Source organism: Janthinobacterium sp. GW822-FHT07H11 (assembly GCF_058798615.1).
The window spans coordinates 5972388-5984252 of the sequence record NZ_CM179507.1 but is presented as its reverse complement, the minus strand read 5'-3'; the positions used below and the strand labels follow the sequence as shown (position 1 = coordinate 5984252).

General features: G+C 63.3%; 11 protein-coding genes. 7 read left to right on the top strand and 4 right to left on the bottom strand.

Going from position 1 to position 11865, the window contains the following annotated elements:
- Positions 1 to 8: 8 nt before the first annotated feature.
- Entirely contained in the window at positions 9 to 551 is a 543-nt protein-coding gene (locus tag AC3RCJ_RS26415) for a DNA-deoxyinosine glycosylase (protein ID WP_492957222.1), read from the top strand.
- Positions 552 to 566: 15 nt separating this feature from the next.
- On the opposite strand, the gene AC3RCJ_RS26410 is transcribed toward AC3RCJ_RS26415, so the two are convergent.
- Positions 567 to 1775 carry a hypothetical protein gene (locus AC3RCJ_RS26410; RefSeq protein ID WP_492957221.1) on the bottom strand — a complete coding sequence of 403 codons (1209 nt, stop codon included), beginning with the start codon at positions 1773 to 1775 and terminating at the stop codon, positions 567 to 569.
- Between the two features lie 105 nt (positions 1776 to 1880).
- Complete coding sequence (locus AC3RCJ_RS26405) at positions 1881 to 2747, bottom strand: HDOD domain-containing protein (protein ID WP_492957220.1); 867 nt, start codon at positions 2745 to 2747, stop codon at positions 1881 to 1883.
- A gap of 274 nt (positions 2748 to 3021) precedes the next feature.
- On the opposite strand from AC3RCJ_RS26405, the gene AC3RCJ_RS26400 reads away from it, so the two are divergent.
- The gene (locus tag AC3RCJ_RS26400; protein ID WP_492957219.1) at positions 3022 to 3600 is read left to right on the top strand and encodes a DNA-3-methyladenine glycosylase; all 579 of its coding nucleotides are present in this window, start codon (positions 3022 to 3024) and stop codon (positions 3598 to 3600) included.
- A 5-nt stretch (positions 3601 to 3605) separates the two neighbouring features.
- On the opposite strand, the gene AC3RCJ_RS26395 is transcribed toward AC3RCJ_RS26400, so the two are convergent.
- Both AC3RCJ_RS26395 and AC3RCJ_RS26390 read right to left on the bottom strand, forming a co-directional pair.
- A complete protein-coding gene (locus tag AC3RCJ_RS26395; RefSeq protein ID WP_492957218.1) occupies positions 3606 to 5315 on the bottom strand; it encodes a methyl-accepting chemotaxis protein in 1710 nt (569 codons plus the stop codon).
- A gap of 84 nt (positions 5316 to 5399) precedes the next feature.
- Positions 5400 to 5858 carry a cache domain-containing protein gene (locus tag AC3RCJ_RS26390; RefSeq protein ID WP_492957217.1) on the bottom strand — a complete coding sequence of 153 codons (459 nt, stop codon included), beginning with the start codon at positions 5856 to 5858 and terminating at the stop codon, positions 5400 to 5402.
- A 280-nt stretch (positions 5859 to 6138) separates the two neighbouring features.
- Here AC3RCJ_RS26390 and AC3RCJ_RS26385 point away from each other — a divergent pair, with 280 nt between their 5' ends.
- The 5 genes from AC3RCJ_RS26385 (at position 6139) to AC3RCJ_RS26365 (ending at position 11860) form a co-directional block, all read left to right on the top strand.
- Positions 6139 to 7503, top strand: coding sequence for a KamA family radical SAM protein (locus AC3RCJ_RS26385; RefSeq protein WP_492957216.1), 1365 nt, complete (start codon positions 6139 to 6141; stop codon positions 7501 to 7503).
- 2 nt (positions 7504 to 7505) lie between these two features.
- Positions 7506 to 8852: an MFS transporter gene (locus AC3RCJ_RS26380; RefSeq protein ID WP_492957215.1), complete on the top strand. Its 1347-nt coding sequence runs from the start codon at positions 7506 to 7508 to the stop codon at positions 8850 to 8852.
- Positions 8797 to 9645: a fumarylacetoacetate hydrolase family protein gene (locus tag AC3RCJ_RS26375; protein ID WP_492957214.1), complete on the top strand. Its 849-nt coding sequence runs from the start codon at positions 8797 to 8799 to the stop codon at positions 9643 to 9645. Before AC3RCJ_RS26380 ends, AC3RCJ_RS26375 begins: the two co-directional genes overlap by 56 nt.
- Entirely contained in the window at positions 9645 to 10211 is a 567-nt protein-coding gene (locus tag AC3RCJ_RS26370; RefSeq protein WP_492957213.1) for a carboxymuconolactone decarboxylase family protein, read from the top strand. The genes AC3RCJ_RS26375 and AC3RCJ_RS26370 overlap by 1 nt, the downstream gene beginning before the upstream one ends.
- Positions 10212 to 10306: 95 nt before the next feature.
- Positions 10307 to 11860 carry a S1C family serine protease gene (locus tag AC3RCJ_RS26365; RefSeq protein WP_492957212.1) on the top strand — a complete coding sequence of 518 codons (1554 nt, stop codon included), beginning with the start codon at positions 10307 to 10309 and terminating at the stop codon, positions 11858 to 11860.
- Positions 11861 to 11865 lie beyond the last annotated feature (5 nt).

Below are 11865 nucleotides of genomic sequence, written 5' to 3'. Positions count from 1 at the left end.
CATCAGCTTTGAATAGCCCAGTCTTCCTGCCCGAGCATGCTGCCGATGCGCGCAAGCGCTGTTTCGATCCCGTCGTCGATGCCGGCACGCGCCTGTTGATACTGGGCAGCTTGCCCGGTGAAAAATCGCTGGCGCACAGCCAATACTATGCGCATCCGCAAAACAGGTTCTGGATGCTGCTGGGCGAGGTGCTGGGCGTGGATTTGAAGAGCCTGCCGTATGCGGCTCGCCTGGCAAGCTTGCTGGCGCACGGCGTGGGTCTGTGGGACGTGGTGGCGCAGGCGCAGCGCACGGGCAGCCTGGACAGCAATATCCGCGCCCGCGACGACAACGACCTGGTGGCCCTGGCCGCCAGCCTGCCACGGCTGCACACGATCGCCTTCAACGGCGGCACGGCCGCGAAGCTGGGCGTCAAGGTGCTGGGCGAGCACGCGCAGCGCTACCGCATCGTCAGCTTGCCGTCGAGCAGCCCGGCCTACACCTTGGCGTATGCGCAGAAATTGCAGGCCTGGCTGTCGCTGCGCGGCCAAGCGGAGCCGGCCGCGCGCTGATCGTGTCGCCGGTGCTTAGGCCGGCGCGTAGGCCTGTACTTCCAGCGCTTGTCCCTTGGCATCGAATCTCAGCGCCACGGACAGTTGCGTCACGCCGATGGTGGCCAGCGCGTCGCAGATGTCGTCGACTTCGTCCTGCAGGTCGGCGGCCAGGTCCAGCGGCTTGTCGGCGCTGTGCAGCAGCTCGCCGCCGCCCGTATGGACATTGACGCGCAACAACATTTCGCCATGTTCATCGGCCGGGCCGACCACCACGGAAACGTCGCCCGCGTCCACCTTGTTTTCCGCCAGCGCATGGTTGATGCCGGACATCATCTGCAGCATCGCATACTCGCTCATGCCTTGTTCCTTACCGCCGTGGAACAGATCCTGGTAGAGGAAACTGACTTCCAGCGCGCTGCCGGCCGGCGCCAGGCAGCGCTTGACGAGTTCGGCCACGTCGCCCGTCCACTGCTGGTAGCGGGCCATGCGGGCGTCGAACCAGGCGTCGAGCGCCGCTTCATCCTTCGGTTCCGCATAGAACGGGTCGTCCACGCGCTTCAGCGCAAAGCCCAGCAGGAAGCGCAGTTCCACGGCCGTGTCCTGCGGGCCGAAGGCCGTCTCGCCCCAGCCGACGATGCTGCGTTCCAGGCCCGGCGTGGCGGCGATCTTCTTGTCCGTCATCGAGGCGTACGCGTCGCGCACCATCTCGTGCAGGTGGCTGTAGGTGATGCGGTCGATTTCATCGAGGTCGTAGGCATGGCTCATCAGCACTACCTTGGCCTTGGCGCTTTCCAGTTCTGCCTGCTGAAAACTTTTCACCAGGGCCTCGAACGCGTCCTGGTCCTGGAAACTGTCCGCTTCCTTCAGGCCGCCCGTGCTTTGCACCAGCAGGGGCACGACGAAGGCGTTGATTTCCATGGCCGGCGCGTTGTCGCGGCGAATCACGGAAATGGAGGCCGCTTCCTCGATATGGCTGCGCAGGTACTGGTAGGCGCCCACGTCTTCGTACTTGGAACGCTCGATGGCGTCGTACAGGATTTCATCCTTCTTTTGATTCAGGGCCTTGCGGATCAGGCGGCCGAACTCGACGGCTTGCTCGGCCAGCACCGTGCCCTGCGATTCGCTGTCTTCCTGTTCCGCCAGGTTCAGGGCCATGGTGCACAGCATGCGCGTGACGGCTTCATCCTTGTCTTCTGGCGTGTTGGCGGATTTACGGGGGACAGGGCGCTTATTTTTGGGCATGGCGATCAACAGGTTAAGAAATATGGTCAGGCAAACGGAAACGGGCGCCAGGGCTTTGCCAGGCACCGGGACGGATCATACAGGCGGACGCGGCCGCCTGATACCTCAATGGTCGGTATCGAACATCTCGTGCAGTTCGTCGAGCAGGTCGGCGGCTTCTTCCTGCGACAGGCCGAGATGCTGGCAGGCAAGTTCACCGCCCTTGTCCCATTCCAGCGAGGTACTGTTGCCATGGTAGCGCTGAATGCCCTTTTCGGCCAGCAGCGACAGGGCGACGAGCGAGCGGATGGCGTCGTCGGTCGACGGATCGCTGAGCACGTGGTAGTCGTGGTGGTGCAGGATGGCCCAGGCCACATCCGAGGACAGGCCCCAGTTGCGCGCCAGCAAACAGCCTATGGCCGCGTGATTGGTCTGGTGGCGCGCGTCTTCCACGGTGGTAAAGCAGTTGTGCGCGTCGTTCGCCGCGGCCGCATAGGTATTGACGTAGTCGGGGAAGCGGTTCATCAGCAGCGGCACGCCGATATCGCAGAACAGGCCGAAGGTGTGCGCGATGTCGGGCGGGGCGATGCGCAGCTTGCGCGAGGTAAACACCACGGCGCGCGCGCGCTTGGCCGACACATCCCAGAAGTTGCTCAGTTCTACGCCTTCCGCTTCCAGCGCCTGGCGTGCCAGCAAGCCCGTCATCATGGCGCTGCACTGGTTGATGCCGAGAAAATTGATGCCTTGCTCGACGGACTTGGCCTTGCGCGCGGCGCCATAGAAGGGCGAGTTGGCCAGTTTCAGCAGGGCGCCCGACATGCCGACATCGTCGGCGATGATGCGCGCGATACGGCGCGGCGACGGATCGGCCTCGGCCAGTTCGCGCTGCAGGTCGACCAGCAGGCTGGGACGCGGCGGGATGCGGATGGAACGCATCAGCGCATCGACCGGATCGTCCTGTACTGCCTGTGTTTGCGCTGCCGCTCTCATCATCATTTTGCCTGGTGGTTGGTCTGTCGCGCACTGTTGCCGGCCAGCCTGGCGGGTGCCGCATGCGGTGCCTGGTGATTATCGCTGTTTATGCCTGGCAATAGTTCATCCTGGCAGTGATACTGGAAAAAAAACCTTGTTTTTTCCCTGTTTGCGCACCGATTGCATGATGGGCCGGCGGCGCCACCGCTGCTTGGCATGGTCAAACGCTCAAGCTTTATTTGTTTTCAAGGCGCGCCGATGCGTGCGCGGCGGATAGGGCGGCTACAATTGCCGGATGAAACATATTCTTGCGGATATCGATTTTTCCGCCGATGCCAGTGTCGTGGCGCGCCGGCTGATCGGCGTTACCGTACTGGTCGGCGGCGTGGGCGGCCGCATCGTGGAAACCGAGGCCTATGACCGGCTGGACCCGGCTTCGCACACGTTTTCCGGCATGACGCCGCGCAATGCGTCCATGTTCGGTCCGCCGGGGCGCGCCTATGTCTACCGTTCCTATGGCATTCACTGGTGCCTCAATTTTGTGTGCCGCGAAGCGGGCCTTGGCGCGGGCGTGCTGCTACGCGCCATCGAACCGCTGGCGGGAATCGACAGCATGCGCGCGCGGCGCGGCGTCGACGATGCGCGGCTGCTGTGCTCGGGGCCGGGGCGGGTGTGCCAGGCGCTGGCCGTCACGCAGGCGCACAACGGCTTGCCGCTCGATGCGCCGCCGTTTGCCTTGCTGGCGCACGCGGAAGAAGCCGTCGTGCTGGCCGGTCCCCGCATCGGCATTTCCAAGGCCAGGGACACGCCGTGGCGCTTCGTGCTGGCCGGCTCGCGCTACCTGAGCAAGCCGATGCGCATGCCTGCCGCTTAGCGGAATCAGGCGCCGCGCTGGCGCGCCGGCGGCGTTTTCGCGGTGCTACTCCTGGCCTTGCCACGGAGTGGGCTGTGCAGCGCGCGCCGTTCCGCTTGCCTTTCCGCGGCGGCGCTGGCCAAGTCCTGGAAGGCGTCCTCGCCAGCAGGGCCGGGCGCGGCGCTCGCGTGTTGTTCCAGCGTAAATACGGATACGGCGGCCGACAGCTTCACGGCCTGGTCCTGCAGGCTGGCCGCGGCGGCGGCCGCCTGTTCCACCAATGCCGCGTTTTGCTGGGTGGCGCCATCCATTTGCGTGACGGCCTGGTTCACTTCCGTGATGCCCGAGGCTTGCTCGGCGCTGGCCTGCTTGACCCGCTGGATGATGTCGTTGACTTGCTGCACCGACGCGACGATGGCGCCCATGCTGTCGCCCGCCTGCTGCACCGCCACGCTGCCGCCATCGATGGTGGTGACGGAGGTGGCGATCAAGGTCTTGATCTCCCGTGCCGCCTGCGCCGAGCGTTGCGCCAGGGTGCGCACTTCGGACGCCACCACGGCAAAGCCGCGCCCCTGCTCGCCCGCGCGCGCCGCCTCGACCGCCGCGTTCAGCGCGAGGATATTGGTCTGGAAGGAAATACCGTCGATCACGCCAATAATTTCCACGATCTGGCGCGAATTGGCCCGTATCGTCGCCATCGTGCTCACGGCTTGCTGCATCGCCGCGCCCCCTTGCATGGCCAGGTTCGACGCCTGTGCCGCCAGGTCGCAGGCGAGCTGGGCATTGCCGGCGTTGTCATTGACGGCTTCCGTCAGGGTTTCCATGGCGCTCGATGTCTGTTCCAGCGAACTGGCCTGCATTTCCGTGCGGGCTGACAAGTCCATATTGCCTGTTGCAATTTCGCGCGACGCCGTGTCGATCGAGTGCACGGCATCCATGATGGTGCGCAGGGTCTGGTTCAGATTGGCGATGGTCTGGTCCAGCACGCGCGACGTGGCGGCAATCTCGTCATTGCCTTGCTTGGGCGCGCCCGCCATCAGCTTGCCGGCGGCCAGGTCTTGCACGGCGTCGGCGATGCCGCGGATTTCCGCCAGCATGGCGCGCCGCACCAGCATGGTCACGACGATGGAGACGACGATGGACAGCAGCACCGTCAGCAGCAAGCTCCAGCCCAGGCTGTGGAATTCCGCGCTGGCCGTCGCGTGCGCCTGGCTGCTGAGGGTGGTTTCCAGTGCCGACAGTTGCGCCAGCTGGGCATTGAGCTGGACGAATTGCGTCTCCGCCTTGAGCATGGAGTTGGTGGCAATCGATTGATCCATCTGCGCCATTTCCATGGTTTCCAGCACGGCCTTGCGATAGCCGGCCAGCGCCGCAATGGCGGCATCGACCAGGGGCCGTTCGGCGCCGTTGGCCGTGGAACGCAGTGCCGCCAGCTGGCTGCCGATGGCCAGATGGCGTGCCTTGATCTGCTGCTCCAGCGCATCGATGCGGGCCTTGGCGAAGCTGCCATTGGTCCACGACAGCAACTGGTACATATTGCCATGCACGTGCTTGGCGTCGCCCGCCACGTCGGAGGCGGCTTTCAGGTGCGTGATGCGCACCTGCACCATATTTTCCAGCGAGGCATTTTGCCGTACCATGCCGTACCAGGCCCCGCTGGAACTGAGTATCAGCAACAGCAGGATGAGGACGGGCGCGAGCAACAACTTTGGTCCGATGCGTAGTTTATTGAGCATGCTTGACTCCTGCAGTGGCTGTTCGCGGCGCGCGCGGGCGCCGCGGCGGCAAGCTGCCGCGCCCCGCGCTGCGCCGGGAATGGCCTATTTTTTATAGATGCCCGCTTCCAGCACCACATCGTTGACGCGCAGGATATAGGTGGTCTTCGGTTCGATCTTGCCGCTGGTGGGATTCTTGTACTGGTAATCGACCCAGCCCTTGCCCTGCTTTTGCGCCAGTTCGATGATTTCACGCCGGTATTTCTTGCCATTGGCGTCGGGCACGTCCGTCAGGTCCTTGCCCACGATGGAAGGATTGATGGGGTGGGCCAGCACGATGCCCGTCTTGATGTCGCGCATGTCCACATACAGCGATCCCTGCACGAAATCGGGATCCTTCGCCGTGATCTTCTTCATCATTTCTTCCTTGCCATGCGCCTTCATGAAGGCGGCACCCCGTTCCGCCATGGCGATGGCGTCCTTTTCCGTTGGTTCAATTGCGGCACTGACGCTGGCGCTGGCAAATGCCAGGCACAGCAGGCTACCCGTGAGCAAGCGTTTCATGAGAACTCCTGGTGGTATCGAAGGATGTGTTGCCAAGCCGTAATTTACGTCGTCGTGGCTGGCCTCAAATTGCGATTGAACAAACTAAGGTCTTGCTTGATGCCAGTAGATGACGTATCGAAACGCTTATTGATATGTGGCAATTTGATTCCTTGCGGCAAGAACTATGATGAATTTTCCAGCATGCTGGTGCGCGGCATCCGGATAAAAGAGAGCGAATTGGCCGAGGTTGGGCTGATTTTATGGCAGTTATCGTAATTTATTGAGCAAGGAGACGAGCGTGTCCGACCACCTTACCGAGCCACTCCCCAGCAAATTCAAACCATATACCCGGCAAACCATTCAGCAGGCGCGGCAATGGGAATGGCTGCCGGAAGAGCAGCGCGAAGCCGTGCAAGTGGTCTCGCATGTGTTGCCATTTCGCACCAACGAATATGTGCTCGATCAATTGATCGACTGGAACAATATTCCCGATGATCCCATCTATCGCCTGGTCTTCCCGCACCGCGACATGCTGGCGCCCGAGCAGTACGCGCAGTTGCGCGATCTGGTGCTGGTGAAACGGGACAAGGCGGCCATCGACGCCTATGTGCACGGCCTGCGCCTGGGCATGAATCCGCATCCGGCAGGGCAGATGACGCATAACGTGCCCAGGGTCAACGATGCGCCCGTGCGCGGCTTGCAGCACAAATATGCGCAGACAGTGTTGTTTTTTCCCAGCGCGGGCCAGACTTGCCACGCATATTGCACGTTCTGCTTTCGCTGGCCCCAGTTCGTCGGCATGGACGACATGAAATTCGATGCGCGCGAATCGCACGAGCTGGCCGGCTACCTGAGACTGCATCCGGAAGTGACGGATGTGCTGATCACGGGCGGCGACCCGATGATCATGAACACGCGGCAACTGGCCGCCTATTTGGAGCCGCTGCTCGAGCCTGGCCTGGAACACATCCAGAACATCCGCATCGGCACCAAGGCGGTGGCCTACTGGCCGCAGCGTTTCGTCTCCGACCGCGATGCGGACGAGCTGCTGCGCCTGTTCGAACGCATCGTCAAGGCGGGCAAGAACCTGGCCGTGATGGGCCATTACAGCCACGCCGTCGAGCTGCGCCAGGATATCGCGCAGCAAGCGGTGAAACGCATCGTGTCCACGGGCGCCACCTTGCGCATGCAGGGGCCGCTGATACGCCACATCAACGAAGATCCGGCAAGCTGGGCCGAGCTGTGGCAGACGGGCACGCGCCTGGGAGCGATTCCGTATTACATGTTTGTCGAGCGCGATACGGGGCCGCGCGGCTATTTCGAGTTGCCCTTGGCCCGCGCGCACGAAATTTTCCAGGCCGCCTACCAGATGGTGTCGGGCCTGTCGCGCACGGTACGGGGACCGTCCATGAGCGCCTTCCCCGGCAAGATCGTCATCGACGGCATCGTCAGCATCAATGGCGAGAAACTGTTTGCTCTGCAATTTTTGCAGGCGCGCAACCCTGACTGGGTGCGCCGGCCGTTTTATGCGAAGTTCGATGCGCAAGCGACGTGGATGGACGATTTAAAGCCCGCATTCGGCCACGATAAATTCTTCTTCGAGACGGATGAGCCTATGCCGCAGGTGCCGCATAAAATCATCCGCCTGGTACAGGCTGCCTGAGCATGCATCGCACCGCCGCGACTGCCCGCTCCGGCGTGGCCGTGTTTTGCCTGGTCTTCCTGCCGTTCGCGCTCGGTCATTACCTGTCGTGCCTGTTGCGCGGCGTCAATGCCGTGCTGACGGCCGAATTGCTGGGCGCCATTACCCTGACGCCAGCGCAGCTGGGCCTGCTGACCAGCGCCTTTTTTCTCGCCTTTGCGCTGGTGCAATTGCCAGTGGGCATGGCGCTGGACCGCTACGGCCCCCGCACGGTGCAACTGTGGCTGCTGGCGCTGGCGGCCCTGGGCGTGTGGCTGTTCAGCCGGGGCCACAGTTTTGCCGAGCTGATGTGGGCGCGCGCCGTGATGGGGGCCGGGCTGGGCGGATGCTTCATGGCGGCCGTGAAAGCGATCTCCTGCGCCGTCGCGCCATCTCGCCTGCCGTCCGTGCACGGCTACCTGATCGCCGTGGGCGGCCTGGGCGCGGCCACGGCCACCATGCCCGTCAAGCTGGCCCTGCACTACACGGACTGGCGCGGCGTCTTCCTGGGCCTGGCGCTGGCCGCGCTGGCCGTCGGCTTGCTGATCCGCCTGCTGACGCCGGCCATGCCCAGGCCCGCCACCGCGCACTCGGTGAGCAAGGTCAGCGTCTGGAGCGTGTATCGCGATCCTGGTTTTCGCCGCACCATCGCGCTGATCCTGCTGCCGCACACGGTGTTCTTTGGCGTGCAGGGCTTGTGGATAGGCCGCTGGCTGGCCGACGTGGGCGGCTTGTCTGACGATAACGTGGCGTATTTGCTGTACCTGGGCATGGCGGCCGTCATCTTCGGCGCCATCGGCATGGGCATGCTGACGGAATGGGCGGCGCGGCGCGGCATCGCCCCGATGCAGCTGGCGGCCGTGGGCATCGCCCTGTTTGTCGCCGTGCAAGTGGCGATGGCGTGCAATGTGGTACCCAGCCTGCCCTTGCTGTCCGTGCTGTTTACCCTGCTGGGTACGGTAACGGGCCTCGAGTATGCGATCGTCGCGCAAAGCATGCCGGCCAGCCTGACGGGCAGGGCGGCCACTTGCCTGAACTTGCTCATTTTCACGGGCGCCTTCCTGGTGCAGGCGGGTTTTGGCCTGGTCCTTGGCTATTGGCCCGTTGATGCCCGGCATCACTATCCGCCCGAGGCCTACCGGGTGGCGTTTGGCATCCTGGCAGCCTTGCAACTGCCGGGACTTGCGATGTTTTTCATCGACCGCTACAGGCATGCCGGGCCATCCGGTAAAATGACAGCCTGCACAGCGGCAATGATCAACTCCAAGGAAGACTATGAAACTCGTTCGTTATGGACGTCCAGGCAAGGAAAAACCGGGCCTGATCGATGAAGAAGGCAAACTGCGCGACCTGTCCGGCGTGATTGCCGATATTGACGGCGCGCAACTGTCCGACAAGGCCTTGCGCAAGCTGGCCAAGCTCGACGAAAAGACCCTGCCCCTGGTGCGCGGCAATCCCCGCTTCGGCGTGCCGCTGGCGAAAGTCGGCAAATTCATCGGCATCGGCCTGAACTACGCTGATCACGCGGCCGAGTCCGGCATGCCGATCCCGGCGGAGCCCATCGTCTTCATGAAGGCAATCACTTGCCTGAACGGCCCGGACGACAATGTCGTGTTGCCGAAAGGCTCGAAAAAGACGGACTGGGAAGTGGAACTGGGCGTCGTCATCGGCACGCGCGCGCAGTACGTGAGCGAAGAGGACGCGCTGAAATACGTGGCCGGCTATTGCGTCGTCAACGACATTTCCGAACGCTCGTTCCAGCTGGAGCGGGGCGGCCAATGGGACAAGGGCAAGGGCTGCGACACCTTCGGCCCCGTCGGCCCCTGGCTGGTGACGCGCGATGAAGTCATCGACGAGCAAGACCTGGACCTGTACCTGGAAGTCAACGGCAAGCGCATGCAGACCGGCAATACGCGAACCATGATTTTTACTGTCGCACAGATCGTCAGCTACCTGTCGCAATTCATGACGCTGGAACCGGGCGACATCATCGCCACGGGCACGCCGCCGGGCGTGGGCCAGGGCCGCAAGCCGCAGCGCTTCCTCAAAAAAGGCGACAGCCTGCGCCTGGGCATCGCCGGCCTGGGCGAACAGCAGCAGGACGTCGTCGCCTGGACCGCCTGATGGCCGGTAGCGATATCGACCGTTTGCCGCCGCTGCCGCTGGACCGGCTGGACCCGCAGCAGCGCGCGGCCGCGCAAGCCATCATCGATGGTCCGCGCGGGGCTCTGTACGGCCCCTTCGTGCCCCTGATCCGCAGCCCCGAGCTGATGGAAACGGCGCAGCGCATGGGCGAATACTTGCGCTACCGCAGCGCCATAGGCACGCGGCTGTCCGAGCTGGCCATCCTGGTGACGGCGCGCCAGTGGGACCAGCAAGTCGAATGGGCCATCCACGCGCCGCTGGCCGTGCAGAACGGCATCGCGCAGGCCGCCGTGGACGCCATCGCGGCGCGGCACGCACCGCTTGCCCTGAAGGAAGATGAGCAAGCCGTGCATGATTTTTGCATCGAGTTGCAGCAGAACAAGCGTGTCAGCGATGCCACGTATGCGCAGGCGCTGGCGCTGTTCGGCGAGCACGGCGTGGTCGACTTGATGGGCATCAACGGCTACTACACATTTTTAGCCATGGTGATGAATGGGGCACAGACGGCGGTGCCGGCCTTGGGCGTGCCGCCCCTGCCTGCCTGATTAGAGGAGTTCTTCGGACAAAGATGGACAAAGTGTAATGAAGTTGAAATTATTCAATATATAATTTTGCTTCCCTTCCATTGCCAACAAGCTCAATGAAAACTCGTCCGTGCTTCACCCTGATGGGCCGCGCCTTCCTGGCGCTGGCCCTTTCTTTTTGCCCCTTGATGACGCTGCGCGCGCTGGCCGCCGAGAGCGCCGCTACGGCCAGCGCGTCCGCGCTGGAAAATTCCGTCGTCAAGGTGTTTTCCACCCTGCGCGGGCCGGACCCGTATAAACCCTGGAGCAAGGCCGCACCGCAGGAAGTGACGGGCTCCGGCGTCGTCATCGATGGCCGCCGCATCCTCACCAATGCGCACGTGGTCGGCTATGCGAGCCAGGTGCAGATCCAGGCCAATGGCGCGGGCGACAAGATCCCGGCCACGGTGCTGGCCATTTCGCGCGGCATGGACCTGGCCTTGCTGAAGATCGACGACGAGAGTTTTTTCGCCAGCCACAAGGCGGTGCCGCGGGCGAATGTCTTGCCGGACGTGCGCGATGCCGTGCTGGCGTATGGCTATCCGACGGGCGGCACTTCGCTGTCGATCACCAAGGGCATCGTCTCGCGCATCGAATTCGTGCGCTACAACTTCCCCGTCTCGGGCCTGCGCATCCAGATCGATGCGGCCATCAACCCGGGCAATAGCGGCGGCCCCGTGATCGCCGGCGACAAGATGATAGGCCTGGCCTTTGCCGGCATGCTCAATGCGCAAAACATCGGCTACATCATTCCCAACGAGGAAATCGAGCTGTTCCTGCGCGACCAGGAAAGCGGCGCGCCCCAGGGCAAGCCGGCCATGCGCGACGTGACGCAAACGCTGGAAAATCCCGCGCTGCGCACGTATCTGAAGCTGGCCAAGGGCATCGAGGGCGCCGTCGTGATGACGCCGGCCAGCAAGGAGGCGACCTATCCGCTCAAGGAGTGGGATGTCATCACGCATATCGGCGAATTTCCCATCGATAACCAGGGCATGGTCAAGCTGAATGCCAACAGCCGCGTGCGCTTCCAGTACCGCGTGCAGCAGCTGGCGAAAAACGGCCAGCTGCCTTTGAGCGTGGTGCGCCAGGGCGTGCCCCTGAAAATCAAGGTACCCGTTTCGGCGGCGCACCCGATGCTGATCAGCGGTCTGCAGGGCAATTATCCGTCCTATTTCATCTTTGGTCCCATGGTGTTTTCGCGCGCCACCACGGAATTCATGGCGGGCCCCAATGGCAATGCGGCCATGTTGGCGGGCATGAGTTTTGCCGCCAATCCGCTGGTGACGCGGCGCGGCGATGCGCCCGATAGCGAGCGCGAGGAACTGGTGGTGATCGCCGCGCCGTTCTTCCCGCACAAGCTGATGAATGGCTACAGCACCCGCTTCTTCTCGGTCGTCGATTCCGTCAATGGCGTGCCCGTGCGCAGCCTGGCGCACCTGGTGGCCTTGCTGCGCGACCAGACCGATGAGCTGCTGACGTTCCGCTTCCAGCAGCGCGACGCGGAAATGCTCGTCGTGCCGCGCAAGGAGATGCTGGCCGCGACGGAATCGGTACTGACGGACAACGGCATCCGCTCGGAAGCGTCGGCCGACATGCTGAAGATCTGGAATGAAAAAACGCCGGCGAACTGATCGTT

Bases quoted from the DNA above. Each gene is read 5' to 3' on its own strand.
- AC3RCJ_RS26410 (WP_492957221.1), bottom strand. From the start codon at position 1,775: ATGCCCAAAAATAAGCGCCCTGTCCCCCGTAAATCCGCCAACACGCCA.
- AC3RCJ_RS26405 (WP_492957220.1), bottom strand. From the start codon at position 2,747: ATGATGAGAGCGGCAGCGCAAACACAGGCAGTACAGGACGATCCGGTC.
- AC3RCJ_RS26400 (WP_492957219.1), top strand. From the start codon at position 3,022: ATGAAACATATTCTTGCGGATATCGATTTTTCCGCCGATGCCAGTGTC.
- AC3RCJ_RS26395 (WP_492957218.1), bottom strand. From the start codon at position 5,315: ATGCTCAATAAACTACGCATCGGACCAAAGTTGTTGCTCGCGCCCGTC.
- AC3RCJ_RS26390 (WP_492957217.1), bottom strand. From the start codon at position 5,858: ATGAAACGCTTGCTCACGGGTAGCCTGCTGTGCCTGGCATTTGCCAGC.
- AC3RCJ_RS26380 (WP_492957215.1), top strand. From the start codon at position 7,506: ATGCATCGCACCGCCGCGACTGCCCGCTCCGGCGTGGCCGTGTTTTGC.
- AC3RCJ_RS26375 (WP_492957214.1), top strand. From the start codon at position 8,797: ATGAAACTCGTTCGTTATGGACGTCCAGGCAAGGAAAAACCGGGCCTG.
- AC3RCJ_RS26370 (WP_492957213.1), top strand. From the start codon at position 9,645: ATGGCCGGTAGCGATATCGACCGTTTGCCGCCGCTGCCGCTGGACCGG.
- AC3RCJ_RS26365 (WP_492957212.1), top strand. From the start codon at position 10,307: ATGAAAACTCGTCCGTGCTTCACCCTGATGGGCCGCGCCTTCCTGGCG.